Below are 26322 nucleotides of genomic sequence, written 5' to 3'. Positions count from 1 at the left end.
CCCCGTAGTGGCGGCCGCCGCGCGACCGTATGCTCGCCGGATGAAATTCGCTTTCCCCAGCATGCCGCCGCTCGCGGCCGTCCGGGCCGCGCTGCGCGACGCGCGTCCGACGCTGCCGCCCGGCGCGCTTGCATTCGCACTCCGCAATACCGCCGCGTCGTTGACCGCGCTCTATATCGCGTTCCGGATGAATCTCGACGATCCGATATGGGCCGCCTCGACCGTGTGGATCGTCGCGCAGGGCAGCCGCGGAATGGGGCTGTCGAAGAGCCAGTACCGGATTCTCGGCACCGCGATCGGTGCGGTCGTGGCGCTCGCGCTGACCAGCGCATTCGCGCAGACGCCCCAATTGTTCCTGCCCGCGCTCGCCGCGTGGATCGGCCTGTGCGCGGCCATCGCGACGTTCCAGCGGAATTTTCGTGCATATGCGGCGGTGCTCGCGGGCTATACGGCCGCGATCGTCGCGATGGACGCGGTATCCGCGCCGCTGCATGCGTTCGACATCGCCGTCGCGCGGTTTCTGTACGTGGTGGTCGGCATCCTGTGCGGTGCGCTGTTCGAAACGGTCTTCGCACCCGGCGCGCCGCTGAAGGATGTCCGCACGCGACTCGCGCGCTATCTCGACCGCGCGGTGACGGTCGGCGCGGACGCGCTGCGCCGCGAGCCGAACGACGCGGCCGTGCACCGGTTGTTCGCGGACGCGCTCGAACTCGATACGGCGGCCGAATATGCGGCGGCCGGCGCGCCGCCGGTGCGCAATATGATCGGCCATCTGCGCGCGGCGGCGCTCGGCGTGCTCGCCGCGCAAGCCGCGGGGCAGGCGATCCGCGAGCATGCGGCGCGCGGCGGCGATGCGCCGGAACCGCTCGTCGACGAGGCGGCACGCGTGCTCGACCGGGTCGCCGTATCGGGCGACGCCGGGCACGAGATGGCCGCGCTGCGCGCATGCGTGGACGACGCACTGCGTGCCGAAGCGGCCGCGCCGGCCGGCCCGGACACGTCGCGCCTGCTCACGCTCGATCGGCTGTCGGCGCTGCTCGGCGGCTTCGACCGTGCATTCGCGAGCCAGGCATTGCTCGACCGGCCGGCGCCGCCGCCTGCACGCGTGCGCTACGCGTTCCACCGCGATCCGGTGCTCGCGTGTAACAACGGCGTCCGCGCGTTCATCGCGGTGCTGGCCGCGTCGGCGATCTGGATCTTCACCGCGTGGCCGGCGGGCGGCGGGTTCGTCGCGATCACGGCCGTGGTGAGCGCGCTGTTCTCGACACGTCCCAATTCGGTGCGGGCGATCTTCGGTTTCCTGAAAGGCACGGCATGCGCGGCGGTCGCGGGCGTCGTCTGCAACTTCGCGCTGTTGCCTGCGGTGTCGGGCTTCGAGATGCTGGCCTACATCCTCGGCGTGTTCCTGATCGGCACCGGCCTTGCGATACGCCATCCGCGCACGGCCGCGATGGGCAGCGCGTTCTCGATCTTTTTCTGGAATTTCACGTCGCCGAACAACACGACGCGGATCGGCGATGCCGCGTTTCTGAACAGCGCGCTCGCGACGCTGCTCGGCATCGCGTTCGGCGCGTTGGTATTCGCGCTGGTGTTTCCCGGCGATCCGGGTACGAGCCGGCGACGCCTGCATCGCGCGGTGCGCCGCGACCTGGCGCGGATCGCGCGCGATCCGCGGGCGTGGTCGGCGAGCGTGTGGCTGAGCCGCACGGCCGACCGTCTCGCACGCGAGCTCGGGTTCGCGGGTAGCGTGCCGCAGACGCTGATCGAGCACGATATGCGCGATCTGCTCGCGATCTGGGGAATCGGCGACAGCCTGCTGTCGCTCGCCGAGCTGGCCACGCGCGAACCGGCCGCACGCCGTGCGGCGGCGGCGGTGCGTGGGCGCGTCGCACGGGCGGATTTCGCGCGGCTCGAGCGAACTTGCGACGCCGCGGCCGGCCTGTTGCGACGGCGCGTGGCCGCGCGCGACGGCGACGCCGCCCATGCGTTGCTGCACGGCGTGGTCCTGCTGCGGCGGATCGCGGATGCGGCGGCCGCGCATGGCGACTTCCTGCGCGGCCGCCGCGATCGGGCAGGATGGCCGCTCAGGTGAGGCGGTAGGACGGGCCGGGCGTCACCTCGGCCGGCAGCGGCTCGCGGTTCAGTTCGAGCAGCGTGCGCTCGATCTGCCGCGTCATCGCATCGAGCGCGAGATGGTTCGGGCCGTCGCCGAACGGCTCGGCGATCGCATGCGCGATTGCGTCGAGCGCGATCAGCGTATAGGCGACGAAAACTGTTACAAAAGGTGTCGCCGCGCCGATCGAGTCGACGAGGCCGAACGGCAACAACACGCAATACGCGTAGATGGTCCGGTGCAGCAGCACGTCGTATGAAAACGGAATCGGCGTCGACGCGATACGCTCGCAGCCGCTCACCATCGCGACGAGATCGTCGAGGCGCGCATCGAGCATCCACAGGCGCGTGTCGGCGAGATGGCCCGCATCGGCGCGCGCGGCGAACGCTTCGCGCAGCGCGTGCACGATGACGATCGGGCGAAACCGGGAAGCGGCGACGCGCGCGTAGGTGGCGCCGTCGAGCAGCGCGCGCAGGTCCGCGGCCGGATCGGTGCCGCGCAACTGGTGCTTGAGCGCGTAGACGAACGCGACGACCATGCGCACGAATGCGCGGCGCGAGGCGTCGTCACGGTCGAGCGCGCCGTAGCAGAGCGCCTGCGATACCAGCGTGCGCGTGGCGGTCAGCACGCCGCCCCACAGCTGCCGGCCTTCGCGATAGCGTTCGTAGCTGGCGTTGTTGCGAAACCCGGCGAAGATCGCGAGCGTCAGGCCGATCAGCGTGAACGGCGTCGGGTTCAGCGGCACCTTCTCGCCGAGCACGCGGCCGCCGCCCCAGACCGCGACGAGGCTGATCGCGAGCGTCAGCACGAGCTGCGGCAGGATGGTCGGCAGCACCGAGCCGTTCCAGACGAGCAGCATCCGCAGCCAGTGCTCGCGAGGACGAACGATCATCGTCGTGCTCCGTCAGGCGGCGATCGAGGCGGGCGCCGCCGCGCGATGCAGCAGCACGGGCACCGATTTCGACGTCGGCGTGTTGCACACGTCGCCGACGCTGTCGAGCGGCACGAGCGGGTTGGTTTCCGGGTAGTACGCGCCGATGCAGCCGCGCGGAATGTCGTACTCGACGAGCAGGAAGCCGTCCGCGCGCCGCTCGATGCCGTCGTGCCACACGGTTTCCATGTCGACCCATTCGCCGGCCTTCAGGCCGAGCATCGCGAGATCGTCGCGGTTGACGAACACCACGCGGCGCTGGCCGAACACGCCGCGATAGCGGTCGTCGAGCCCGTAGACGGTCGTGTTGTACTGGTCGTGCGAGCGCGTCGTCATCAGCGTCATCAGCCGGTCGCCGTGCAGCGCGCGGGCGCGCTGGATCGGCGTGTCGGTCGGCAGCGCGTGCGCGATGAAGTTCGCCTTGGCCGTCGGCGTCAGCCATTCGCGCTCGCGCGACGCGACGCGCAGGTGGAAGCCGCCGGGCCGCGCGATGCGTGCGTTGTAGTCGTGGAAGCCGTCGACGGTCGCCTCGATCGCGTCGCGGATCTTCGCGTAATCGTCCTTGTATGCGAGCCAGTCGATCGTGCCGCTGCCGAACAGCGCGTGGCCCATGTGCGCGACGATCGCGGGCTCCGACATCAGGTTCGGCGAGGCCGGCTTGTTCATCCCGTACGACACGTGGACCATGCTCATCGAATCCTCGACCGTCACGCCTTGCGCGACGCCGTCCTGCAGGTCGATCTCGGTGCGGCCGAGCGTCGGCAGGATCAGCGCGTCGCGGCCGTGGATCAGGTGGCTGCGGTTCAGCTTCGTCGTGATGTGCACGGACAGTGCGCAGCGCCGCATGCCTTCCCACGTGCGCGGCGTGTCGGGCGTCGCCATCGCGAAATTGCCGCCCAGACCGATCAGCACCTTCACACGGCCGTCGAGCATCCCTTCGATCGTCTCGACGACGTCGTAGCCGTGATGGCGCGGCGGTTCGAAATCGAACACGTGGCCGAGCCGGTCGAGGAACGCCTGCGACGGCTTTTCCTCGATGCCGACCGTGCGGTTGCCCTGCACGTTCGAGTGGCCGCGCACCGGGCACAGGCCGGCGCCGGGGCGGCCGATGTTGCCGCGCATCAGCATCAGGTTCGTCAGCATCTGCACCGTCGCGACCGAATGCTTGTGCTGCGTGATGCCCATGCCCCACGTCGCGATCACGCGTTCGCTGCGTGCATAGAGCTGCGCGAGCGCGTCGATCTGCTCGTACGGCACGCCGCTTTCGGCCGTCAGCGCGGACCAGCTTTCGTTGCGCAGATCATCGGCGAACACGTCGAAGCCGGCCGTGTGCGCGCCGATGAACGCGGTGTCGAGCACGCGCGGCGCACCGGCGGCGCGCGCGGCGTCGTCGAGTTCGAGCACGCGCTTGGCCATCCCCTTGATCAGCGCGAAATCGCCGCCGATCGTCGGCTGGATGAACGTCGATGCGATCTTCGTGCCCGACATCGTCAGCATCTCGAGCGGGCTTTGCGGATCGGCGAAGCGTTCGAGGCCGCGCTCCTTCAGCGGGTTGATCGACACGATCGTCGCGCCGCGCTTCGCGCACTCGCGCAGCTCGCCCATCATCCGCGGATGGTTGGTCGCGGGGTTCTGGCCGAAGATCAGCAGCGTGTCGGCATGCTCGAAATCGTCGAGCGTGACGGTGCCCTTGCCGACGCCGACCGACGCCGGCAGCCCGCGGCTCGTCGCCTCGTGGCACATGTTCGAGCAGTCGGGGAAGTTGTTCGTGCCGTATCGCCGCACGAACAGCTGGTACAGGAACGCGGCCTCGTTGCTGGCGCGGCCGGACGTGTAGAACGCGGCCTGGTTCGGGTCCGGCAGCGCGCGCAGGTGGCGCGCGATCAGCTCGAACGCGTCGTCCCACGCGATCGGCACGTAGCGGTCGGTCTGCGCGTCGTACACCATCGGGTCGGTGAGCCGCCCGTGCTGTTCGAGTTCGAAATCCGACTGTTCGAGCAGTTCGGTCACCGTGTGCGCGGCAAAGAAGTCGGGCGTCACGCGCTTGCTCGTCGCTTCCGCGGCCACGGCCTTCACGCCGTTCTCGCAGAATTCGAACGTCGATGCGTGCTGGCGGTCGGGCCATGCACAGCCCGGGCAGTCGAAGCCGTCCGGCTGGTTCTGGCGCAGCAGCGTGCGGTAGTTGCCGCCGGCGACCTTTTCCTTGATCAGGTTGATCGTGACGGCTTTCAGCGCGCCCCAGCCGGCGGCCGGATGGGTATACGGTTCGATGCGCGCGGTGGCGGATTTCTTTTTCATGATGCGGGTGTCGGGGTCGATGCGTGCAGAGTACGCGCGGCGCCCGTACCGCTGTGTGTACACCTGTTCACTTCAAAAAAGAGTACAGTTTCGGCCATTCATACCATGCGGATCGCAACTGTGTTGCTGAAGGGAAGCTGAAAGGAGGCACGTGAAGCGTTACGAACAACTGGCCGACGATCTCCAGGCGCAGATCGAGCGAGGCGTGTACCGGCCCGGCGAACGGATTCCGTCGGTGCGGCAGGCGAGCCGGCAGCAGCAGCTCAGCGTCACGACCGTGCTGCGCGCGTACCTCGTGCTGGAAAGCCGCGGCCTGATCGAAAGCCGGCCGCAGTCGGGCTACTTCGTGCGGGCGCGCGCGGCGGCGCCGGCCGAGGCCGAGCTGCATGTCTCCGCACCCGCCGCCGAGCCGTCGGCCGTGGACGTGAGCCGGCTCGTGCTGTCGACGCTGCGCTCGATCGCGCGCGACGACGCGGTGCCGCTCGGCTCGCCGTATCCCGACGCGTCCCAGTTTCCGGTGCAGCGCCTCGCGCGCTATGCGCAGACGATCGGGCGGCGACGCACGCGCTGGGGCGTGATCGACGACCTGCCGCCCGGCAATCAGGAGTTGATCCGCCAGATCGCGCGGCGCTATGCGGAGCGCGGCGTCGCGGTCGAGCCGGGCGAGATCGTGATGACGATCGGCGCGACCGAGGCGATCAACCTGTGCCTGCAGGCGGTGGCGAAGCCGGGCGACACGATCGCGGTGGAGTCGCCGACGTTCTACGCGATGCTGCACGCGATCGAGCGGATGGGCATGCGCGCGCTGGAGATCGCGACGCACCCGGGCGACGGCATCGATCTCGACGCGCTCGAGCGGGTCCTCGCGCGCGAGCCCGTCGCCGCATGCATGGTGATGCCGAATTTCCAGAATCCGCTCGGCTTCCAGATGCCCGATGCGCGCAAGCGCGCGCTGGTCGAACTGCTCGCGAAGCACGGCGTGCCGGCGATCGAGAGCGACGTCTATCACGAGCTGCACTTCGGCGACACGGCGCCGAGCGCACTGAAGTCGTTCGATCGCGACGGACTGGTGCTGCATTGCGCGTCGTTCACGAAGAGCCTGTCGCCGCGCTACCGGATCGGCTGGGCGATGCCGGGCCGTTATCGCGACCAGGTCGAGAAGCTGAAATTCCTGAACACGCTCGCGACGCCCGCGATCGAGCAACTCGCGATCGCCGAATACCTGAAATACGACGGCTACGATTTTCACCTGCGGCGCATGCGCAAGCAGTATGCGCAGCAGGCGAGCCTGATGAGTGCGATGGTGCGGCGTTTCTTCCCGGAAGGCACGCGGCTGTCGCAGCCGCAGGGCGGCTATGTGCTGTGGGTCGAACTGCCGCCGCAGGTCGACGCGATGAAGCTGTATACGCTGGCGCTCGCGCAGCGGATCACGGTCGGGCCCGGGCACATGTTCTCGGCCGGCACCGATTACCGTCATTTCATCCGGCTCAACTACAGCTACCCGTGGTCGCGGCAGATCGAGGACGCGCTGAAGGTGCTGGGGCGGCTCGCGTCGGAGTGCGCGGCGCGGTGAGCGCCGCTGCCCGACGGCGGGGCAGACGGCCGCTGGCGGCCGGCCGTCGTGGCCGCTATCAAGCCGCGCGCGGCGCGTGCAGCCCGGCTTGCGCGGCGTCGGCCATCTGCCGCATGTCGAAGCCCGACGGATGCTGGTACACGCGCAGCCCGAATTCAGGCAGCACCGCGATCAGATGGTCGAACAGGTCGGCCTGGATGGTTTCGTAGTCGACCCACGTCGTCGTATCGGTGAAGCAGTACAGTTCGAGCGGAATGCCCTCGGCCGTGAGCGGCAGTTGTCGCGCCATGTTCGTCATGTCGCGGCGAATGCGCGGATGGCCCTTCAGGTAGTTCGCGACGTACGCGCGGAACGTGCCGAGATTCGTCAACTGGCGGCGGTTCGCCGGGCAGTCGCCGGCCGCGCCGAGCGTGCCGTTCCATTGCTCGATCGCGTCGACCTTGTCCTCGAGATAGTCCTTCAGCAGCGTCAGGCGTTCGAGCCGTTCGATCTCGTCGTTCGTGAGAAAGCGCACGCTCGTCGCATCGACGAACAGCGCGCGCTTGATGCGGCGGCCGCCCGCTTCGGTCATCCCGCGCCAGTTCTGGTAGCTCTCGGTGATCAGCTTCCACGTCGGCACCGTGATGATCGTGTGATCGAAGTTCGCGACCTTGACGGTGTTCAGCGTGATGTCGATGACCGTGCCGTCCGCCCCGGCCGACGGCATCGTGATCCAGTCGCCGATCCGCAGCATGTCGTTCGACGACAGCTGCACGCCGGCGACGAGGCCGAGCAGCGTGTCCTTGAAGATCAGCATCAGCACCGCGGACATCGCGCCGATGCCGGACAGCAGCAGGCCGATCTGCTTGCCGGTCGCGTCGCCGATCACGACGAGCGCGGCCGTGATGAACATCACCAGCTTGACGAGCTGCATCGCGCCTTTCAGCGACAGGCGCGGCTGGTCGCGCTGCGACGTGCGGTGCGTATGCTCGAGCGCGGACAGCGTCGCGCTGATGGTCATCGTCACGAGGAACACGATCAGCGCGAACAGCACCTTGTCGGCGACCTGCGCGACCAGGCCCGGCATGCCGGGCACCGCGCCGAGCCCGAGCTTGATCACGACGAACGGGACGATGCGGTTCAGCCATTTGAACGCGCCGAATTCGAACAGCGCGTCGTCGACACGCGTGGCGGACAGCCGCGCGAGACGCGCGACCACGCGAAACAGCAGGAAGTGGACGACGGCGGTGACCGCGCCGGCGGCGGCGAGCAGGACGACGATGCCGACGAGCGGCGTCAACGAGGATTCATTCAGGGTCATAGGGGTGGACTGGGGCCTTCTTGTGCGTTGAATCGGCGCCGCGATGCGGCGCGCGCCCGGTGAAGGGCGCATGAAAGGGACCGTGATTGTGCCATCGGGTTCCGGATGCGTGCCGTCGGCGTCGAACAGGGCATCCTGCTGGCCGTTGCGTTGTCGCTGATGCGGCACGTGCGCCACAGCTACCAGCCGCACACGATGGTGCTCGAACCCGTCGCCGGCAACGGCCGGTGGCAGCCAGTGCCCGCCCGGCGCGGCGCGATGACGGCGCCCGGGTTGATCGTCTACCGGTTCGGTGCCGACCTGTTCTTCGCGAACGATCATCTGTTCGCTGCCGAAGTGACCGCGCTCGTCGATGCGGTGCCGGTGCCGCCGCGCTGGTTCGTCGTCGATGCGGGGGCGATCACCGATGTCGACTATTCGGCCGCGCGGACCCTGGCCGATCTCGTCAGGACGCTGCATGCGCGCGGGATCGGCGTGCTGTTCGGGCGCGTAAACCGCTATCTGCGCGCGGACATGGATCGTCATGGGATCACCGACGTGGTCGGTGCGTCGTGCATCTTCGCCACGCTGCATCAGGCGCTCGAGGCGGCGGGCACGATGCCCGCGCCGCAGGAGCCGGGCACGGTGTAGCGGGCAGCGCCGCTACGCGACCGCGCGCAGCCGCGCGAAGCCGTTGCGCAGGTAGCGGGCCAGCTCCGTCGCGGCGGGCGTGTGCTGGCCGCGCGGCACGTGCAGGTCGATCGAGAAATTCGGCAGGGCGGGCAGGCCGCTGCCGGCCGACAGGATGTCGAGATCGGGCGGCACGGTGGACGCGAGCCAGACGGTCACGGCAAGATCGGCGCGCACGGTCGCGGCCGTTGCATCGAGGCTGCCGTTCTCGAACACGGTGCGCCACGGGCGATCGCAGCTGCGTAGTGCGTCGAGCACCGTCGGGCGGAATGCGCAGGTCTGCGCGACCATCGATACCGGCAGCGGCGAGTGCCGATGCGCGATGCCGCCTTTCGCGCCGACCCACACCAGCCGGTCGACGGCGATGCACTCGCCGCGCGACGACCCGACCGGCGCCTCGATCAGCGCGACGTCGAGCTCGCCGTGCTTGAGTCCGCGCCGCAACTCCGGCGACGCCGCGCACACGAGCGTGAGCGCGACCTGCGGATGCGCATGCGCATAGCTTTTCAGGATCGGTGCGAGACAGGTGCCGACCAGATCCTGCGGCGCACCGAGACGCACCGCGCCTTCCACCGCGCCGGCGCTCAGGTCGGCGAGCAGCGCATCGTGAGCGGCGAGCAGCCGGCGCGCCTGTTCGAGCAGCCGCTCGCCGGCCGCCGTCAGCAGCAGGTTGCGATGCTCGCGAACGAACAGCGGCCCGGACAGCGTTTCGAGCCTCGCGATCTGCTGGCTGATCGCGCCTTGCGTCAGATGCAGCGCATGGCCGGCTGCCGTCATGCTGCGATGATCGGCGACCGAGACGAATGCGCGCAGCAGCGCGAGGTCGAGATTGCGTGCCATGCGTCGCATTATGAATGCTAATGGGTAGCATAAAAAGCTTTCGCTGTCGTAATGACGAAATCGCAGGTAAAAACAGGGTTTCCGTGACGACGACCGGGAGCCCTCGTGCCGCTTCATGACTATTTCCCGCTGATGCTGTTCGTGATCGTGTCCACCGTGACGCCGGGCGGCGCGACGACGCTCGCGACCGCGTCGGGCGCCCATTTCGGCTATCGGCGTTCGTTGCCGTTGATGGCGGGCATCGCGGCTGGCCTCGCGTCGATGGCGGCGGCGGCTGCCGCCGGCCTCGGCAGTGTGCTGCTCGCGCTGCCTGCGTTGCAGCTCGCGATGAAAGCGGTCGGCTCGGCATACCTGATGTGGCTGGCCGTGCGCATCGGCCGTGGCGGCAAGCCGCGGCTCGATGTCGACGTGCATCGGCCGCAAGGGTTCGTGAGCGGCGTGTGGATGCTGTGGCACAACCCGAAAGGCTGGGCGATGACGCTCGGCGCGGCCGCATCGTTCGCGGCGCTGGCGTCGGGGCCGGCACGGCTCGGCGTGCTGCTCGGCTTCGCATTCGGCGTGGCTGCGATGGCGTCGTTGTCGCTGTGGTGCCTCGCCGGGCTGCTGTTCGCACGCGTGTTGCGTACGGAGCGGCAGTGGCGCTGCCTGAATGCGGGGCTCGGCTTGTTGCTCGTGGCGTCGATCGTGCCGATGTGGTTGCCTTAGCGGGAGGCCGCGCACGCGGCGCGGCCCGTCTTCAGCGCGAACCGGCCGGTGTGTTGCGGGCTCGTCCGTCGCCGCCTGCGCCAGCCGAGCGCAACGGCAGCCGCAGCGTCGTCGCGAAGCTCGCCGCATGCAGCGCACACAGCAGCCCGAACGCCCATGCATACGCGACGGCCTGCGTGCCGCCCGCCGACGTCGACTCGGCCTGCAGCCGCCACGCGAGAAACAGCGTGCATAACGTCGTGAACGTCGGGCCGCCGAGCCGTTGCACGATGTTGAGCGACGTGGTCGCCATCGGCAGGTTACGGCGCTCGACCGACGCATACGCGGCGGTGATCGACGGCGCGCCGATCGCGCTCTGGCCCATGCCGCGCAGAAACAGCGCCGGCACGAGCACGAGTGGATCGTAGCCGGTCAGCGAGAGGAACACGAACGGCAGCGTGGCGAGGAGTGCGAGCAGGGCGCCGGCCGCGGCCAGCCGGCGTACGCCAAACCGGCTCGTCAGCGCGCCCATCGACGGATAGGTGACGAGCATGCCGAGCCCGAGCGGCGCGAGCAGCCAGCCCATTTCGCCCGGGGTACGCCCGCATGCCTGGATCAGGAACACGGGAATCAGCATCTGGCCTGCATACAGCGCACCGTTCGACAGGAATTGCGTGCTGGCTGCCGCGCCGAACACGCGCGAGCGAAACAGTGCGAGATCGATCAGCGCATGCTCGCCCTGGCGGCGCTCGAAGCGCAGGAACGCGACGAGCAGCAGCGCCGAGCTTGCGACCGCCGCGATGCCGGGCGCCGAGCCGATCCGCTCGACGCCGTACAGGAACAGCACGAGGCCCGGCGACAGCAACGCGAGGCCGATCCAGTCGAGTGCGCGCCGCGGCGCATCGTCCCGGTCGCCGGGCAGGAACCGCGCGGCCAGTGCGAGCGCGAGCGCGCCGACGGGCAGATTCACCAGAAACAGCCAGCGCCACGACATGTGCTGCAGGATCGCGCCGGCCACGACCGGGCCGAGGATCGGCGCGAGCAGCACCGGCACCGCCGCGTAGCCGATCACGCGCGCCATCTGCTGGCCGGCGACGCGCGCGATCATCATCTGCGCCATCGGCGCGAGCAAGCCGCCGCTGACGCCTTGCAACACGCGGAACGCGATCAGCGACGGCGCGGACCACGCGAGCCCGCACAGCGCCGACGTAAGCGTGAACGCCGAGAAGCACCACAGGTAGAGCGCCTTCGCACCGATGCGGTCGACGAGCCAGCCGTTCAGCGGCAGCACCAGCGTCAGCGCGAGCAGGTAGCCGCTCGTCACCCACTGGATCGTCGACAGGCTGGCATGCAGGTCGGTCGCGAGACTCGACAGCGACACGTTGACGATCGTCGCATCGAGCTGCGACAGCAGCGAGCCGAGCGTCGCAACCGCGCTGACTTTCCAGATCGACGGATCGAGCCGGCCGGCCGCGTGGCCCGGCGCCGGCCGGATGCGCTCGTCGCTCACGCGCCGCGCCGGTCGAGCAGCGCGACGATGTCCTGCGTCGTGCCCGTTTCGCCGAGGCGCGGGAACAGCCGCTCGACGCTGTTGACGTGCGCGTCCGCGTTGAGGTCGGTCATCGCGTCGACGGCGAGCGTCACGTTGTAGCCGAGTTCGTGCGCCTGCCGCGCGGTCGATTCGACGCCGATGCTCGTCGCGACGCCGGTCAGCACGATCTGCGTGACGCCGGCTGCCTTCAGATGCGCGTCGAGACCGGTGCCGGTGAAGGCGCCCCAGGTCCGCTTCGTCACGACGTGGTCGGTCGGCTGGCGGTTCAGTTCGGGCACGAGTTCGGTCCAGTCGGCGGGGAGCTGCGCCGTGCGCGGCGGTTGCTCGGTGCGGCCCGGTGCGCCGCCCGCGACGTTGACCAGCACGACCGGCAGGCCGCGGCTGCGGAATGCGTCGAGCAGTTCGCGGGTGCGGGCGATCACCGGTGCGACCGGGTGCGCGGTGGGGAGGGCGACGATGCCTTTCTGCAGGTCGATGACGACCAGCGCCGTGTTCGTGTCGAGACGGGTTGCGCTCATGATGGGACTCCGGGGAAGGGACGAGGAAAGCCGTGCGCGCGTATGCCGCGTGGCGCACGGGCCGGTTCATTGCTCGCCGATGCGGCGGATCAGCGGGATGGCCGCGGCAAGCGTGTCGATGTCTTGCGGGTCGAGCTTCTCGATCGCGGCGCCGAGCCATCGGTGTTTCGCGGCGTGGCGCTTGCGTCGCGCGTCGACGCCGGCGGCGGTGAGTTTGAACAGGATCTGGCGGCCGTCGGTCGGATGCGGTTCGCGCTCGACGAGCGCGTCTTCCTCGAGGCTTGCGAGGATCGCCTTCATCGACTGCGGCTTCATCGCCTCGGCGCGCGCGAGATCGGCGGTCGTCATCGGCCCGTGGCGTTCGAGCCGTGCGAGCGCGCTCGTCTGGGACATGCCGAGCCCTTCGGAATCGATCTCGGAGCGCAGCCGGCGGATGAGCTGGCCGACCGCGAGGGTCAGGTCGGCGGCGACGGTTTCGGCGGAAACGCCGGGTTTGCGTGGCGGGTTCATGCGGCGAAGCATAGAACACGACAGTTAAACTTGCAAGTTTAACTGTCGAATTGGTCGCCGGCTGGCGGCGCTGCCAGGCGCGATTACGCGCGTCGATTCGCGATCGGTACGACTTCGCTGTATCGCGGGGTCGCGTTTTCGTGCAGCAGATCGCCGAGGTACTGGCCAAGTTCGTCGGCGGCGAGCGTCGACGGGATCTGCAGATTGGCCGGGCGCCGCTTGCCATCGGCGCCGAGATCGAACACGGCCCAGCGGCCGTTCGTGCGCACGACGGCGAGCAGCCGGCCGAACGCGTTGAAGCGGTATTCGTGCTGCATGACGTCGCTCCCGTAGGCGTGAACGCGCCGGCTGCCCGGGCGCGGTTACCGGATCGAGCAGGACAGCCAGCGATGGATCCGGATTGCGTCGCTCGATACGCCGGCACGCGTCGGTGCGCCGAGCAGCACGACCGTTTCGCGGCGGCCTTTCACGCGCATGCGCATCACGACGCCGTGCCCCGATTCGTTGATGAAGCCGGTTTTCTGCAGCCGGATCGGCAGGCGGCGGTAGCGCACGAGCGGGTCGGAGTTGACGTATACGAGTTCGCCGTTGCCGGGGCGCACGGTGGTCGATAGATCGGTGGAGAAATAGCGGATCAGCGGATCCTGCGCGGCCGCGCCGACGAGCCGCGCGAGATCTTCCGCCGTCGACACGTTGTGCGGCGACAGGCCGGTCGGCTCGCGGAAGTGCGTATGCCGCATGCCGAGCCGGCGCGCTTCGCGGTTCATCGCCTTGACGAACGCGGTGCGCCCGCCCGGATAGTCACGGCTCAGCGCGGCGGCCGCGCGGTTCTCCGACGACATCAGCGCGATATGGAACATCTCGCGGCGCGACAGTTCCGAGCCGACCTGCAGGCGCGAACCGGTGAACTTGATCGTGTCGCGATCGCGCGCGGTCACGCGCAGCACGCCGTTCAGCGGACGATCGGCGTCGCGCGCGACGACGGCCGTCATCAGTTTCGAGATCGATGCGATCGGCCGTACGGCGCGCGCATTGCGGGCCAGCAGCGGGGTGCCGGAATCGACGTCGAGCACGTAGGCCGCGCGCGAATGCAGCGACCGGACCGCGCGCGGCGTGTAGCCGCAACTGGCGAGCAGCTTCGGTTTGGCGGGCGGGCGCGGCCGCACGGCCGTCGTGCGTTTCGCGCGCCGCTGCTGCGGTGCGGGTGCCGCGTGGCGTTTGACCGCTTGATGCGTCACGCGCGGGCGGCGATGCTTGACGGCCTTTTTCTTGCGATGGGGCTTCTTCTTGACGGCCTTCGTGTGCGCATGCGGCTGGGTGCGATGCGGCTGCACGCTTTGCGCGGACGCGTTCGTGGCGAATGCGAGCACCAGGAACGAAAGGGCGAGGATCAGGGTGGTCCGGGCGCGAGGCAGGCGCGCGATGAGGCCGGTCAAGCGAAAGTCTCCTTTTCACGCGCGATGCGGCTGCGCGGAACGTGTGGGCGGTCAGCGGGTGCGGGAAATTATACGGTCGATCGCCGCGCGATGACGATCGGATGACGTGCAATGACGCGTGATACGGGAGGATTTCCGTCGTTTTCGCGCTGCCGGACAGCGGTGCGCGTGGGATGAAAAGCGGGCGGGTGTGCGGTTCAGCGCGGCCAGTTCCGCCGCGACACGACCGCAAAACTGATCGCGATCGAACCCGTCACCGCGCGTGGCGGCGCGTCTTCCAGCGCGTCGCCGAAGCGGAAGCGGCGGCTGCGCCCGTTCGTGCATTTGGCGCGACGCTTCGGTGCGCGCGCATCGGCGACGACGGGGCATGCGGTTGTATCCGCGACATCGGATGATGGCTCGGCCACGCAGTCGGCCGCTGGATCGAGAGACATGACGGTGAATTCCGGGAAGGGCATGTCCGTATTGAACGCCATTGCATTCGATCGGTAAAATGAATATTTCGATCATTACGATTCCGTTGAAGAATGGAACTTAGACTGTTGCGCACGTTCCTGACGGTCACCGAGCTGTGCCATTTCAGCCGTGCGGCCGATGCGTTGCATATGAGCCAGCCTGCGCTCAGCAAGCAGATCGGCGCGCTCGAGGCGAGCCTCGGCGGCAAGCTGTTCGAGCGCGGCCGGCATGGCGCGGAACTGACGCCGTTCGGCGAACGCTTCCTGCCCGACGCGCAGGCGCTCGTGCGCGATGCCGACGAAATCCTGGCGCGTGCGCGGGAAGCAACGAGCGGGCAGCGCGGGCACTTGCGACTCGGCATCTGCTTGTCCGTGCTCACGCTCGTGCCGAAGCTGATCGCCGAATTCCGCCGTTGCAATCCGAGTATCGCGGTGACGCTGAGCGATCTGTCGTCGTCCGAACAGACGCGCCGGCTGCGCGCCGGCAAGCTCGACGCGGGCTTCCTGCGTGTGCCTGCCGACGAAGGCCTGTCGTCGTTCAAGGTGACCGACGAAGCGCTCGCGCTCGCGGCGCCGCCGCATCTCGGCTTCAAGCGCGTGCCGGCCAACCTCGACGTGCTCAACGAGATCGGCTTCATCGCGCTGCAGCGTGCGCGCGGGCCGGGGCTGGCCGCACAGATCGACCGGTGGTGCGTCGAGCGCCGCTTCGTGCCGCACGTGATGCAGCAGGCGGAAGACGTGCAGTCGGTGCTGACGTCGGTCGCGGCCGGCGTCGGCGTCGCGTTCATCCCGTCGAGCGCGCGGTACCTGCTGCGCGACGCGACGGTGCTGCCGCTCGACGGCCGGGACGCGAAGTGGCGCGTGGGGCTCGCGTGGCGGTCCGATCGCGACGACCCCGTCACCGCGCGTTTCGTGTCGTTCATGCGCGCGGCGCTCAAGGGGGCGTGACGCGGCGTATAGTGTCCGCGATCGTTTTCTCAATGCATGCCGGTGCCGACGCCGGCCGACGAACCCGAACCGATGACTTCAGAAACCGACGCATCCCCGCTCGATCCCGCACTCGTTGCCACGCTCGCGACGCTGCACGAAGCCGCGAGCGATCCGGCCGGCAAGGCGTGGTCGCTGCCGAAGATCGCGAAGCGTACGCAACTGCCGATGAGCACGCTGCGCCGCGTGCTCACGCAGCTCGACGCCGCAGGCCTGAGCGCGACGACGCTGAACGAGGACGGTACCGGCAGCGCCGCACTGACCGACGAAGGGCGCGCGGTGTGCGCGCAGCTGTTCGGCGCGAACGACGCCGGATGAACGAAAAACGGGCCGCGGATGCGGCCCGTTCGTCACCGAACGACGGCGGGTCGGGGCGTTCGGCCCGCGCGGGTGGCGCACGGGCCGGCACGTCGACATCCGCGGGACGTCAGAACCATTGCTTGTAGCGGCGCACGTAGATCGTCTTGACGATCTGCGCGAGCACGATGTAGCCGACCATCGTCGCGCCGAGCCACAGCCAGTAGGTGCCCGGCAGGTGCATGAAGCCGAGCGCTTGCGCGAACGGCGAGAACGGCAGCCAGCAGCCGATCGCGATCGCGGTGAAGGTCGACAGCAGCACCGGCAGCGACGCCGTGCTCTGCAGGAACGGAATCTTCTGCGTGCGCAGCAGGTGCACGACGAGCGTCTGCGACACGAGGCTCTCGATGAACCAGCCCGAATTCATCACGATCTGACCGCTTGCGCCGCCGTTCAGGTGATACAGCGCGCCCGCACCGAACACGGTCCACATCAGGATGTATGTCGTGATGTCGAATACCGACGACGTAGGCCCGACCCACAGCATGAAGCGGCCGATGTTGCCGGCTTCCCACTTGCGCGGCTTCTTCAGGAACTCGGGGTCCATCTTGTCCCACGGCAGCAGCATTTGCGACGTGTCGTAGATCAGGTTCAGCACGAGCAGCTGCGTCGCGAGCATCGGCTCCCACGGCAGAAACGCGCTGGCGACGAGCACCGAAAACACGTTGCCGAAGTTCGAGCTGGCGGTCATGTTCAGGTACTTCAGGATATTGCCGAACGTCTCGCGACCCTTGATCACGCCTTCCTCGAGCACCATCAGGCTCTTTTCGAGCAGGATGATGTCGGCGGTTTCCTTCGCGATGTCGGCGCCGCTGTCCACCGAGATGCCGACGTCGGCGTCGCGCAGCGCGGGCGCGTCGTTGATGCCGTCGCCGAGGAAGCCGACCGTGTGGCCGTTCGCCTGCAGCGCCTTGACGATGCGCGCCTTCTGCAGCGGCGTGAGCTTCGCGAACACGGTGGTGCGTTCGACGACCTGCGCGAGCGTGGCATCGTCGAGCGCTTCGATCTCCGTGCCGAGCATCGGCTTGCCGGGGTCGAGGCCGACCTGGCGGCACACCTTCATCGTGACGGTCGGGTTGTCGCCCGTCAGCACCTTCACCGCGACGCCGTTCTCGCGCAGCGCGGCGAGCGCCGGCGCGGCCGATTCCTTCGGCGGATCGAGGAAGGTCAGGAAGCCGCGCACGACGAGATCGCGTTCGTCGGCGGTGCGGTATTGCGCGCGTTCGTCGCCGCGCGGGATCGTGCGCGTGGCGAGCACGAGCACGCGGAAACCGTCCTCGTTGTACGCGGTGGCCTGTTCGAGCAGCCGCTTGCGGGCCACGAAGTCGAGCGGGCGCACGCCGTCTTCATCCTGCACGTGCGTGGAAACCGCCAGCATTTCCTCGACCGCACCCTTGCAGATCAGCAGATGCGCGCCGTGCGTGTCCTCGACGACGACCGACAGGCGGCGCCGCACGAAGTCGAACGGCAGTTCGTCGATCTTCTTGTAGCCCTGCGGCTTCACGCGTTCGCCGATTTCGTCGGCGCGCGCGACGACCGCGATGTCGATCAGATTCTTCTGGCCGCTCTGGTGGAAGCTGTTCAGCCAGCCGAGCCGCAGGATGTCCTCGTTCTTGTGGCCGGACAGATCGAGGTGATGTTCGAGGATGATCTTGTCCTGCGTGAGCGTGCCGGTCTTGTCGGTGCACAGCACGTCCATCGCGCCGAAGTTCTGCACCGAGTTCAGCCGCTTGACGACGACCTTGCGGCGCGCCATCGCGACCGCGCCGCGCGCGAGGTTCGCGCTGACGATCATCGGCAGCATCTCGGGCGTCAGGCCGACGGCCACCGCGAGGGCGAACGTGAGTGCGCTCAGCCAGTCGCCCTTGGTCAGGCCGTTGATCATGAACACGATCGGCACCATCACGAACATGAACTTGATCAGCAGCCAGCTGACGCTCGCGACGCCGCGGTCGAAGCTCGTCTCGACGCGCTTGTGGCTCACGACGTTGCGCGCGAGCGAGCCGAAGTACGTGTCTTCGCCGGTCGCGACGACGACGGCCGTCGCCGTGCCGCTGACGACGTTGGTGCCCATGAAGCAGACGTTCTCGATGTCGAGCAGCGACGCCGGTGCGTCGTCGGCCGCGGCGGCCGCATGCGTGCTCGCGGATTTGCCGGCCACCGCGCCGAGCGTGTCGTACTTCTCGACGGGCAGCGCCTCGCCGGTCAGCACGGCCTGGCTGATGAACAGGTCGCGCGACGCGAGCAGGCGCACGTCGGCGGGGATCATGTCGCCGGCCGAAAGATGCACGATGTCGCCGACGACGACCTCGCGCATCGGCACCTCGCGGCGCGCCGGCTCCGACGTGTCGGTCACCGCGCGCTGCACGGTCGCCGTCGTGCGGACCATCGCCTTGAGCTTCTCGGCCGCGCGCAGCGAGCGGAACTCCTGCACGAAGCGCAGCAGCGCGCTGATCGTGACCATCGTCAGCAGGATCGTCATGCCGACGTAATCGCGATCGTCGGGTGCCGCGAAGTAGACGTCGGTGCAGAAGCTGATGGCGGCCAGCACCAGCAGCACGTAGACGAACGGGTTGTGGAACGAAAGCAGCAACTGGCGGGTCCAGTGCGGCGGCTTGTCGTGCGCGATTTCGTTCGGGCCGTCATGCTGCAGGCGGTCGGCGGCCTGGTCGTAGGTGAGGCCGCGCGTGCTGGTGCGCAGCGACTTCAGCGTGGCTTCGAGCGGGCGGGCCGCTTCCTGCGCGGCGCGCATGATGCGCGGGTCGTGCTGCTGGCCGGCGCCGGCCTTGATGAAGCCGCGCTGTTTCTTGTGCGAGGTGTCGTATCGTGTCGTCATGAATCGCTCCTTGCGCACGAGGCGGCGGGCGGGGAGCGACCGTGACGTTATCGACGCACGAGCGCTCCCCGCCGCGTCGCGTCAGGCGCGATCGGCTGTGGATCGGTAAGATCGGTAAAAGCGGGAACGCTCGCCGGCGCGCGTGATGCGGACGGCGTGTCGATGCGCAGCGTCGCACCGGCGAGCGGTAATCGACTACTGTCGTCTGAGTTCATCTGCACTCCTGTCGGTTGCGGATAGTCGGCACGGGCGATCGGCAGCGGCGCGCGCAACGAGGCACGCGGCCGGACGGCACGCGAACGGAGAGCGCACGCGGCCGGTGCCGCGCGCAACACGAACGCACGCGCGCGACGGCGCGTCGCGTGCATTCGACAACATCGAAAATTCGGCGGGGGATCTGGCCGGTAATCAGGCCGGAAGGGCGCCGCATCCTGCTTCCCGGGATGCGGCAGAAGACGAGGCTCTGCGCGTTTTCCTCAGGCAGCAGTCAAGTTGGTCGGACACCAACTACAACTCGCATCGGTGTTCACAGAACACTCCATGTAATTAGACGGGAGCGATGGTAATGGCTCGCTGTGCGAAGCGTCAACCCTTTTGTCGGCCTTTTGTCGGCCCTTTTTTCAGGCGTTTTTTCGGGATACTCGATCGTGCCGATGCACGTTCGCGGGCACGCGCGACAGCCTGTCACGAAACAGCCGCGCGCGTGCCATGTCGGCATGCGCGCGGCCGCGTCGAACGGGGTGCGGGTTACCGGTTCGCGGCCGCGACCGCGGTCCCTGCATCGAGGATGCCGGAGCCTGCCGGCATTGCCGTGCACGACGTACCGGCCGCCAGCTTCGCCGCGCGCGTGCCGCCTTGCAGCTTCTGCAGGATCTGCGCGGGCGTGAGATTGCCGTTCACCGACAGCATCAGCGCGGCGACCCCCGTCACCTGCGGTGTCGCGAGGCTGGTGCCGTTCGCGAGGCCATAGGTGTCGGTGCCCGGCGTCGTCGTGCCGGTGTTCGACGTCGACAGGATGTTGACGCCCGGTGCGCTCAGCGCGACATCGGCGCCGAAGTTGCTGAACGATGCGCGGCGGCCCGTCGCGTCGGTCGCGCCGACGGTGATCACGCCGCGGCAGTTCGCGGGCTGATCGAGCCCGTTCGACAGGCCGTCGTTGCCGGCCGCGACAACCACGGTCACGCCCTTCGCGGTCACGTCGTCGATCGCCTGCTGGAACGTCGTGCTGCATGCGCCGACCCCGCCGAGGCTCAGGTTGATGATCTTCGCGGGATTCGGATTGTTCGGCACGCCGTTGACGGGAATGCCGGCTGCCCAGCGCATGCCGTCGGCGATGTCGCTCGTCACGCCGCCGCACTTGCCGAGCACGCGCACCGGTAGGATTCGGCTGAGCCACGATACGCCGGCGATACCGGTGCCGTTGTTGGCCGTCGCACCGATCACGCCCATCACGCGCGTGCCGTGCCAACTGCTGTTGCTCGGCTGGCTCGCGCAGTGATAGTAAGGGCCGTTGGCGTCGTCCAGTTCCTGCTGCGTGACCCAGTCGCCCGGATCGGTTGCGTCCGGGCCGCGCGTCAAGCCGTTGTTGCTGGTGTTGACGTTGCTGATGAAGCTGTAGCCTTGCTGTATCAGGTTGCCGACGAGGTCGCCGTGCGGCCGGTAGCCGGTGTCGAGCACGGCCGTGACGACGGTCGGCGAACCCTTGGTCACGTTCCATGCGGGCGGCAGGTCGACGCCGGCGGTCGGGTCGGACAGGTACCACTGCTGGTTGTAGAGCGGATCGCTCGGCGTGTCGCGAATCTGCATCGGGTGATCCGGTTCCGCGTAGTCGACATCGCTGTCGGCCGCGAACGCCTGTGCGAGCGCGGCGGCATCGGCGGCGGCCATGCGCTGGCCGAGCGACAGCACGGCCGCGCCGTTCGAGATCGTTCGCTCGACCTGCACGTTCACCGGCGTTTGCGGGACCGTGCTCGCGTACGCGCGTGCGCTGCCGGTCACCGGTGCCGTCCAGCGCGTCATCGCGCGCTGGATCACCGCGTCGAGTCGCGAGCCGTTGTCGACGGCCGCCATCGCACGCGTGGCCGTCAGCGTTTTCAGCTTGACGATCAGGTGATCGACCGGCGGCTCGACCGGTGCGGCCTGTGCGGCCATCTGCACGGCGGCCTGCTGCGACGTGCACGCATTGCTGCCGGACGACGCGGGCGGGGTGGCCGGGGCGGGCGCGGGAGCGGGCGTCGGTGCGGGGGCCGGTGCGGGCGCCGCGTTGGACGAAGACGGATTGCTGCCGTCGCCGCCGCCACCGCCGCAGCCGGCGAGGGGCAGCAGGGCGGCGGCGGACAGCATGCCGGCGAGCATGCGCGCATGTGCGGGGCGCGCCAGCGCGAAATGGAAACGTTTGGCTCTCATGTTGAAACTCGATCCTCTTAGATAACCGTCGTGCCGGCGGTGGCGCCGGTCCGGGCGAGCCGGACCTTGTCGTTTTTGTCTGACGGTTGCAGCGGGTTGCTGCGACGCGCCATGCACTGGGTAACGGCGTGCGCGGCGGCTTCTTGAGTGCGTTTCGCGAGAAAAACGCCGGGTGCCGCAAACGATTACGTTGTTGCGTCGCAGCACGAACGCGCGTTTGGAACGGCCGGCACGGACGGCGCGGCCAAGCCCGCGCGCGGGTCGATCGGGCGAGACGAGCGGCGCGGGGCGGTTTGCGCGGCACGGAAAACATCGTTCAGGATCGGGTCGCGGCGGAAGGTTGTTTACGCTTCCCCTGATGTGACGCGAATATTGTCGGGCGTAGGATCGCGATTCGATCAACGTTTCGTCAGGAGACACGCATGGATCGCCGTTTCCGTTGGCTCGCCGTCGCGCTGGCCTGTGCGCTGGCCGGCACCGCGCACGCGCAGGCCCTTACCGGTACGCTGAAGAAAATCAAGGACACGGGTGTCGTGTCGCTGGGCATTCGCGAATCGTCGGTGCCGTTTTCGTATTCGGACAACCAGCAGAAGAACATCGGCTACTCGCGCGACATCGCGTCGCGCATCATCGATCAGTTGAAGACGGACCTGAACCTGCCGAACCTCGCGGTGAAGGAAATCCCGATCACGTCGCAAAACCGGATTCCGCTGCTGCAGAACGGGACGATCGACTTCGAATGCGGCTCGACGACGAACACGCTCGAACGCCAAAAGCAGGCCGCGTTCTCGAACAGCATCTTTTTGTACGGCATCCGTTTCAGCACGCGCAAGGATTCGGGCGTGAAGGATTTTGCGGACCTGGCCGGCAAGACGGTCGCGACGACGGCCGGCACGTCGGACGAGCGCCTGTTGCGCAAGCTCAACGAAGAGAAGGCGATGAACATGACGATCATCAGCGCGAAGGATCACGCCGAAGCGTTCATGAACGTCACGACCGGGCGCGCGGTCGCGTTCGTGATGGACGAGCCGCTGCTGTACGGCGAGATCGCGAAGGACCGCAACCCGGGTGCGTACACGGTCACCGGTACGCCGCTCGTTCACGAAAACTACGCGTGCATGATGCGCAGGGACGATCCGGCGTTCAAGCGCGTCGTCGACGGCGTGATCGCGAAGATGCAGACCTCGGGCGCGGCCGAGAAGCTGTACGACCAGTGGTTCATGCAACCGATTCCGCCGAAGGGCGTGAGCCTCAACTATCCGCTGTCGGCGGAGATGAAGCAGCTGTTCAGGAATCCGACGGACCAGGCGCAGTACTGATTCGGCCGGCGCAATGAAAAACCGCCGGCGTATGCCGGCGGTTCGAGCGTGCCGCGCCGGGTGGCGCGAAGCGTGTCAGGCCTTGATTTCCGGGCCGCGTGCGGCGGGTGCGACAGGTGCGGCCGGCGTTGCCGGGGCCGCCGAACGCGCCGGCGGCTGTGCCGGCACGAGGACGACGACCGGTTCCGGCATCGCCCAGAGCGGCATCGCGAAGCCGACCGTTTGCGGCATCGGCATCGGCATCGCGAACGCGTTGGCGAGCGCGATGTGCTGGAGCGCCATCATCTGCTGCTGCATCGCGACCATCTGCGCCTGGGCCGCCTGCATCCGGTACTGCGCGGCCTGCATCTGCCGCAGCGCGGCTGCCGGCGGCATGCCGCCCGACGACGACGTCTGCATCTCGAAGCTCGCGCCGCCTTGCGGGCTGTGCCAGCTCCACGTGCTGACCTTCATCGGGCCGACGGCCGTCTGGACGACGCGCGTTTCGGCTTTCACGGGCACGGCCTGCCCGTCGACATTGACGAACATCGGTTGGGCGGCCGCCGCCGCGCTGGTCTGCCCGGCCAGCGCGAACACGGGCGCAAGCGCCAGCGCGCCCGCCGCCATATACGAACGGAATCGCATCTTCGTATCTCCATCAAACGAGACTGATCGAATCAACAATGACGTGCGGCTCACGGAGTGAGCCATCCGAGACAATGCGACAGGCGGCTTAAATCAACATTAAAATCGCGGCCGGCCGGGCCGATCGGCGCATTTCGGGACGTGCCGCGATCGGTATTCAACCGCGCCCGCGCCAGGGGCATCCTGTCGTGCGGTGCAACAACGGGCACAATACGGAATTCGCCGCGACCGCACGCATGTTCGCCAATCGAACATGGCGATGCGCCACGGCTGCCTGTCCTCCTTCCCAGTCGTCATGAACGCCACGCTCACTCCCGCGCGCGAGTCGAATTCGCCGCGCTTCCTGCTGTTCCTGATCTGCCTGTTCGCGTCCGCCGGCCAACTCGCGATCGACATCTACGTGCCCGCGTTGCCCGACATGGCCCGTTCGTTCGCGACCACGCCGCAGGCGATCCAGTCCAGCGTGTCCGGCTACATGGCGGCCTACGCGCTCGGGCAGCTGATCTTCGGGCCGATCGCCGACGCCTACGGCCGCAAGCGCGTGCTCGCGTTCGGGCTCGTGATCTACACGATCGGCTGCCTGCTGTCGCTCGGCGCGCCGAACCTCGAGACGTTCGTGCTGGCGCGCTGCCTGCAGGGCTTCGGGATCGCGACCACCAACCTGCTGGCGAAGGCGATCATCACCGATTCGTTCTCCGGCCAGGCGTTGATGCACGCGTTCACGTACATGTCGATCGCGTGGGGGCTCGCGCCGATCGTCGCGCCGGTGATCGGCGCGCACCTGCAGGAATGGTTCGGCTGGCGCGCGTGCCTCGTGTTTCTGCTGGTCTACTCGCTGGCGATGTGGGCGCTGCTGTGGCGCTACCGCGAAACCTTGCCGAAGCCGGTGCATCTCGAGCCGCGCACGTTGATGGCGAACACGGGCAAGGTGCTGGCGAGCCCGGTGTTCCAGAGCTGTTTCCTCGCACAGGGGCTGTGCTACAGCATCCTGCTGGTGTTCAACATCGTCGGGCCGTTCATGGTGCAGACCACGCTGCACAAGCCACCGACCTTCTTCGGTTATCTCGCGCTCGGCATCGGCCTCATGTATTTCCTTGGCGGCCTGTCGAACCGGATTCACGGGCGCGGGCTGCCGAGCGCCGAGCAACGGCTGCGTATCGGTGCGCGCGTGATGGCGGGTGCGTCGGTCGTGATGCTCGTGCTGGCGCTGACCGTCGGCCTGCGCGTGTGGACGCTCGCGACGCCGGTGCTCGTGATGGGCTTCTGCGCGGGCGCGATGTATCCGACGCTGATGGCCAAGGGCAATTCGTTGTTCCCGCATATCGCCGGTCTGACGAGCGCGATTCTCGGCTGTGCGCTGCTGCTCGTGTCGTCCGCGATGATGGGCCTGGCCGGTTTCGTGTCGATTCACGTGCTGACGCCGCTGGCCGTGTTCTTCGTCGCGCTGTCGTTCGTCGTGGTGTGGATGGTGACGAAGCTGCTGCGGTATCTGTCGCAGCAGCAGGCGGCGCCGGTGGTGTGCGGGAGTGGGGAGGCGGCGTAAGCGCCGGCTGGTGATCGACTCATGAACCGGATCCTGCTGAATCGCGTCGCCCGATCCGACGCCGCCGATCTGATCGCCGCCAACCGCGCGAGCCGGAGTCATCATCTGCCGTGGGTCGATTCGTTCGTCGACCAGGCCGGGTTCGATCAATGGTTCGCCCGCTGCCTGACGGGGCCGAACGTCGGATTCGTCGCGCGCGAGCGGGCGTCAGGCGCGGTGGTCGGCGTGGTGTGCCTCAACGAGATCGTCGGCGGCGTGTTTCAGAGCGCTTATCTTGCGTACTACGGCATGGCGGAGGTCAGCCGCAAGGGGCTGATGACGGAAGCGTTGCGCGCGGCGATCGGCGTCGCGTTCGGCGAACTCGGGCTGCACCGTCTCGAAGCGAACATCCAGCCCGGCAACCATGCATCGATCGCGCTGGTTCGACGGCTCGGGTTCAGGCAAGAGGGGTTTTCGCCGCGCTATCTGCGCATCGGCGGCGAATGGCGCGACCACGAGCGCTGGGCGCTACTGGCGGACGACGCGCGCGAAGGCGGCGCCTGACGATCGATTTCCGTCCCGTCGCGCGCCGCTTACAGCGGATGCGCGGCCCCGGCCTGCTGCAACAGCGACACGGCCACCGGATCCGGCAGTCCGTTCGGATCGATTGCCCCAGCCTTGGCCAGCGCGACGAGATCGCTGTCGACGCCCGGTTGCCCGACCACGAACGAAGTGGTCAGGAACGCCGGCGCGGCGAGCGTAACCGCATAGCGCTGCTGCAGGTTCGTCACCACGGCCGATTGCGCGGCCTGCACGATGTCCGGGCTGTTCATCGCGCGCTGGTAGCGCAGGGTGCCCTGGAAGTTGCCGATCAGCCCGGCCGTGTTCGTCCCGAGTTGCGCCGCGAGATAAACGAGCATCAGCTCGGTCTCGGGCGTCGTATTGAAGGTGCCGCCCGCGTAGGCGAGCGAATGCAGGCTCGCGCCGCCCGACGCCACGGTGATGACGCATGGCAGTGCCGCGTTGAGCGTCACACGGTAGTTGCCGCCGCCGTCCGTCAGCGTCGTGGCCGAGCCCGCCGCGCAATTGACCGTTACTTGCGCGCTCGCGAGCGGGTCGCCCGTCGCGGCCGTGCCCGACAACGAGACGGTTTGCGTGTTGTCGTTGAAGCACGCATCGACGCCGAAGCAGGCATCGCCGTTGCACGCCTGGAGCGCGGCGAGCGTTGCAACGCACAATGCGCCCAGCGCGGGGCGAGTGAAGCGCATAAGGCGAATGTTCATGGTCGCGGGCAATCCGAGAGAATGAGGCAACCGGTGCGCGTGGGGAATGCGGCGCTGTTGCCATTCTATGTCCTGAACCGGGGCGAAAGCGAACACGGCCGGCCGGTCA

Annotated in this window: 23 protein-coding genes and 1 pseudogene; 9 read left to right on the top strand and 15 right to left on the bottom strand. The window is 68.2% G+C overall.

The genetic code is table 11. The features are described from left to right. Positions 1–40 precede the first annotated feature (40 nt). Complete coding sequence (locus tag WS89_RS04235) at positions 41–2092, top strand: FUSC family protein (protein WP_059789736.1); 2052 nt, start codon at positions 41–43, stop codon at positions 2090–2092. On the opposite strand, the gene WS89_RS04230 is transcribed toward WS89_RS04235, so the two are convergent. Further along, complete coding sequence (locus tag WS89_RS04230; protein ID WP_059789596.1) at positions 2085–3005, bottom strand: bestrophin family protein; 921 nt, start codon at positions 3003–3005, stop codon at positions 2085–2087. The genes WS89_RS04235 and WS89_RS04230 overlap by 8 nt on opposite strands. 12 nt (positions 3006–3017) lie before the next feature. Further along, the gene (locus tag WS89_RS04225; protein WP_059789595.1) at positions 3018–5342 is read right to left on the bottom strand and encodes an FdhF/YdeP family oxidoreductase; all 2325 of its coding nucleotides are present in this window, start codon (positions 5340–5342) and stop codon (positions 3018–3020) included. A 151-nt stretch (positions 5343–5493) separates the two neighbouring features. Between WS89_RS04225 and WS89_RS04220 the strand changes: the two genes are divergently transcribed. Further along, on the top strand, positions 5494–6915 hold the full coding sequence (locus tag WS89_RS04220; RefSeq protein WP_059789594.1) for an aminotransferase-like domain-containing protein: 1422 nt from the start codon (positions 5494–5496) through the stop codon (positions 6913–6915). A gap of 58 nt (positions 6916–6973) precedes the next feature. Here the strand turns inward: WS89_RS04220 and WS89_RS04215 are convergent, their stop codons facing one another. After that, the gene (locus WS89_RS04215; RefSeq protein ID WP_059789593.1) at positions 6974–8215 is read right to left on the bottom strand and encodes a mechanosensitive ion channel family protein; all 1242 of its coding nucleotides are present in this window, start codon (positions 8213–8215) and stop codon (positions 6974–6976) included. Positions 8216–8329: 114 nt separating this feature from the next. On the opposite strand from WS89_RS04215, the pseudogene WS89_RS04210 reads away from it, so the two are divergent. Continuing rightward, positions 8330–8845 (top strand): annotated as a pseudogene (locus tag WS89_RS04210) (STAS domain-containing protein); the annotation flags it as partial. A 12-nt stretch (positions 8846–8857) separates the two neighbouring features. On the opposite strand, the gene WS89_RS04205 reads toward WS89_RS04210, so the two are convergent. Continuing rightward, complete coding sequence (locus WS89_RS04205) at positions 8858–9733, bottom strand: LysR substrate-binding domain-containing protein (protein ID WP_059789591.1); 876 nt, start codon at positions 9731–9733, stop codon at positions 8858–8860. A 96-nt stretch (positions 9734–9829) separates the two neighbouring features. On the opposite strand from WS89_RS04205, the gene WS89_RS04200 reads away from it, so the two are divergent. Further along, on the top strand, positions 9830–10429 hold the full coding sequence (locus WS89_RS04200; RefSeq protein WP_082741779.1) for a LysE family translocator: 600 nt from the start codon (positions 9830–9832) through the stop codon (positions 10427–10429). A 31-nt stretch (positions 10430–10460) separates the two neighbouring features. Here WS89_RS04200 and WS89_RS04195 read toward each other — a convergent pair whose 3' ends face one another. The 6 genes from WS89_RS04195 to WS89_RS04170 all read right to left on the bottom strand — a co-directional run bounded on the left by WS89_RS04195 (position 10461) and on the right by WS89_RS04170 (position 14900). Continuing rightward, positions 10461–11918: a DHA2 family efflux MFS transporter permease subunit gene (locus tag WS89_RS04195; RefSeq protein ID WP_059789590.1), complete on the bottom strand. Its 1458-nt coding sequence runs from the start codon at positions 11916–11918 to the stop codon at positions 10461–10463. Further along, positions 11915–12478, bottom strand: a complete 564-nt coding sequence (locus WS89_RS04190; protein ID WP_059500327.1) for an isochorismatase family protein — start codon at positions 12476–12478, stop codon at positions 11915–11917. Before WS89_RS04190 ends, WS89_RS04195 begins: the two co-directional genes overlap by 4 nt. 66 nt (positions 12479–12544) lie before the next feature. Beyond that, on the bottom strand, positions 12545–13000 hold the full coding sequence (locus tag WS89_RS04185) for a MarR family winged helix-turn-helix transcriptional regulator (RefSeq protein ID WP_059789589.1): 456 nt from the start codon (positions 12998–13000) through the stop codon (positions 12545–12547). Positions 13001–13071: 71 nt separating this feature from the next. After that, on the bottom strand, positions 13072–13305 hold the full coding sequence (locus tag WS89_RS04180) for a DUF7661 family protein (protein ID WP_059500329.1): 234 nt from the start codon (positions 13303–13305) through the stop codon (positions 13072–13074). Positions 13306–13350: 45 nt separating this feature from the next. Continuing rightward, positions 13351–14424, bottom strand: coding sequence for a serine hydrolase (locus WS89_RS04175; RefSeq protein WP_059789588.1), 1074 nt, complete (start codon positions 14422–14424; stop codon positions 13351–13353). Positions 14425–14621: 197 nt separating this feature from the next. Next, positions 14622–14900, bottom strand: coding sequence for a hypothetical protein (locus WS89_RS04170; protein WP_059789587.1), 279 nt, complete (start codon positions 14898–14900; stop codon positions 14622–14624). Between the two features lie 51 nt (positions 14901–14951). On the opposite strand from WS89_RS04170, the gene WS89_RS04165 reads away from it, so the two are divergent. Beyond that, entirely contained in the window at positions 14952–15827 is an 876-nt protein-coding gene (locus WS89_RS04165) for a LysR family transcriptional regulator (RefSeq protein ID WP_059789586.1), read from the top strand. Between the two features lie 72 nt (positions 15828–15899). Continuing rightward, positions 15900–16184, top strand: coding sequence for a transcriptional regulator (locus tag WS89_RS04160; protein WP_082741794.1), 285 nt, complete (start codon positions 15900–15902; stop codon positions 16182–16184). Positions 16185–16293: 109 nt separating this feature from the next. Here the strand turns inward: WS89_RS04160 and mgtA are convergent, their stop codons facing one another. The 3 genes from mgtA to WS89_RS04150 form a co-directional block, all read right to left on the bottom strand. Next, positions 16294–19059 carry a magnesium-translocating P-type ATPase gene (mgtA, locus tag WS89_RS04155; RefSeq protein WP_082741778.1) on the bottom strand — a complete coding sequence of 922 codons (2766 nt, stop codon included), beginning with the start codon at positions 19057–19059 and terminating at the stop codon, positions 16294–16296. 47 nt (positions 19060–19106) lie between these two features. After that, positions 19107–19274: a hypothetical protein gene (locus WS89_RS34165; RefSeq protein ID WP_179949671.1), complete on the bottom strand. Its 168-nt coding sequence runs from the start codon at positions 19272–19274 to the stop codon at positions 19107–19109. Between the two features lie 532 nt (positions 19275–19806). Then, positions 19807–21465, bottom strand: coding sequence for a S8 family peptidase (locus tag WS89_RS04150; protein ID WP_059789584.1), 1659 nt, complete (start codon positions 21463–21465; stop codon positions 19807–19809). 422 nt (positions 21466–21887) lie between these two features. On the opposite strand from WS89_RS04150, the gene WS89_RS04145 reads away from it, so the two are divergent. Then, the gene (locus tag WS89_RS04145; RefSeq protein ID WP_059500335.1) at positions 21888–22784 is read left to right on the top strand and encodes a glutamate/aspartate ABC transporter substrate-binding protein; all 897 of its coding nucleotides are present in this window, start codon (positions 21888–21890) and stop codon (positions 22782–22784) included. 75 nt (positions 22785–22859) lie between these two features. On the opposite strand, the gene WS89_RS04140 is transcribed toward WS89_RS04145, so the two are convergent. Then, positions 22860–23408 (bottom strand): hypothetical protein, encoded by a 549-nt coding sequence (locus tag WS89_RS04140; RefSeq protein WP_059789583.1) that lies wholly within the window; start codon positions 23406–23408, stop codon positions 22860–22862. A 295-nt stretch (positions 23409–23703) separates the two neighbouring features. Here WS89_RS04140 and WS89_RS04135 point away from each other — a divergent pair, with 295 nt between their 5' ends. Both WS89_RS04135 and WS89_RS04130 read left to right on the top strand, forming a co-directional pair. Next, the gene (locus WS89_RS04135) at positions 23704–24951 is read left to right on the top strand and encodes a multidrug effflux MFS transporter (RefSeq protein ID WP_059789582.1); all 1248 of its coding nucleotides are present in this window, start codon (positions 23704–23706) and stop codon (positions 24949–24951) included. A gap of 21 nt (positions 24952–24972) precedes the next feature. Further along, positions 24973–25494 (top strand): GNAT family N-acetyltransferase, encoded by a 522-nt coding sequence (locus WS89_RS04130; protein ID WP_059789581.1) that lies wholly within the window; start codon positions 24973–24975, stop codon positions 25492–25494. Between the two features lie 29 nt (positions 25495–25523). Here the strand turns inward: WS89_RS04130 and WS89_RS04125 are convergent, their stop codons facing one another. Then, positions 25524–26213, bottom strand: coding sequence for a hypothetical protein (locus tag WS89_RS04125; RefSeq protein ID WP_059789580.1), 690 nt, complete (start codon positions 26211–26213; stop codon positions 25524–25526). Positions 26214–26322 lie beyond the last annotated feature (109 nt).

The sequence above is a fragment of the Burkholderia sp. MSMB1072 genome (genome assembly GCF_001524725.1).
In the GTDB taxonomy this organism is placed as follows: domain Bacteria; phylum Pseudomonadota; class Gammaproteobacteria; order Burkholderiales; family Burkholderiaceae; genus Burkholderia.
Note: the sequence above shows the minus strand (reverse complement) of the source record. Positions and strands in the feature narration are given on the sequence as shown.

Bases quoted from the DNA above. Each gene is read 5' to 3' on its own strand.
- WS89_RS04235 (WP_059789736.1), top strand. From the start codon at position 41: ATGAAATTCGCTTTCCCCAGCATGCCGCCGCTCGCGGCCGTCCGGGCC.
- WS89_RS04230 (WP_059789596.1), bottom strand. From the start codon at position 3,005: ATGATCGTTCGTCCTCGCGAGCACTGGCTGCGGATGCTGCTCGTCTGG.
- WS89_RS04225 (WP_059789595.1), bottom strand. From the start codon at position 5,342: ATGAAAAAGAAATCCGCCACCGCGCGCATCGAACCGTATACCCATCCG.
- WS89_RS04215 (WP_059789593.1), bottom strand. From the start codon at position 8,215: ATGACCCTGAATGAATCCTCGTTGACGCCGCTCGTCGGCATCGTCGTC.
- WS89_RS04205 (WP_059789591.1), bottom strand. From the start codon at position 9,733: ATGCGACGCATGGCACGCAATCTCGACCTCGCGCTGCTGCGCGCATTC.
- WS89_RS04190 (WP_059500327.1), bottom strand. From the start codon at position 12,478: ATGAGCGCAACCCGTCTCGACACGAACACGGCGCTGGTCGTCATCGAC.
- WS89_RS04185 (WP_059789589.1), bottom strand. From the start codon at position 13,000: ATGCTTCGCCGCATGAACCCGCCACGCAAACCCGGCGTTTCCGCCGAA.
- WS89_RS04180 (WP_059500329.1), bottom strand. From the start codon at position 13,305: ATGCAGCACGAATACCGCTTCAACGCGTTCGGCCGGCTGCTCGCCGTC.
- WS89_RS04170 (WP_059789587.1), bottom strand. From the start codon at position 14,900: ATGGCGTTCAATACGGACATGCCCTTCCCGGAATTCACCGTCATGTCT.
- WS89_RS04165 (WP_059789586.1), top strand. From the start codon at position 14,952: ATGGAACTTAGACTGTTGCGCACGTTCCTGACGGTCACCGAGCTGTGC.
- WS89_RS04160 (WP_082741794.1), top strand. From the start codon at position 15,900: ATGACTTCAGAAACCGACGCATCCCCGCTCGATCCCGCACTCGTTGCC.
- mgtA (WP_082741778.1), bottom strand. From the start codon at position 19,059: ATGACGACACGATACGACACCTCGCACAAGAAACAGCGCGGCTTCATC.
- WS89_RS34165 (WP_179949671.1), bottom strand. From the start codon at position 19,274: ATGAACTCAGACGACAGTAGTCGATTACCGCTCGCCGGTGCGACGCTG.
- WS89_RS04150 (WP_059789584.1), bottom strand. From the start codon at position 21,465: ATGAGAGCCAAACGTTTCCATTTCGCGCTGGCGCGCCCCGCACATGCG.
- WS89_RS04145 (WP_059500335.1), top strand. From the start codon at position 21,888: ATGGATCGCCGTTTCCGTTGGCTCGCCGTCGCGCTGGCCTGTGCGCTG.
- WS89_RS04140 (WP_059789583.1), bottom strand. From the start codon at position 23,408: ATGCGATTCCGTTCGTATATGGCGGCGGGCGCGCTGGCGCTTGCGCCC.
- WS89_RS04135 (WP_059789582.1), top strand. From the start codon at position 23,704: ATGAACGCCACGCTCACTCCCGCGCGCGAGTCGAATTCGCCGCGCTTC.
- WS89_RS04130 (WP_059789581.1), top strand. From the start codon at position 24,973: ATGAACCGGATCCTGCTGAATCGCGTCGCCCGATCCGACGCCGCCGAT.
- WS89_RS04125 (WP_059789580.1), bottom strand. From the start codon at position 26,213: ATGAACATTCGCCTTATGCGCTTCACTCGCCCCGCGCTGGGCGCATTG.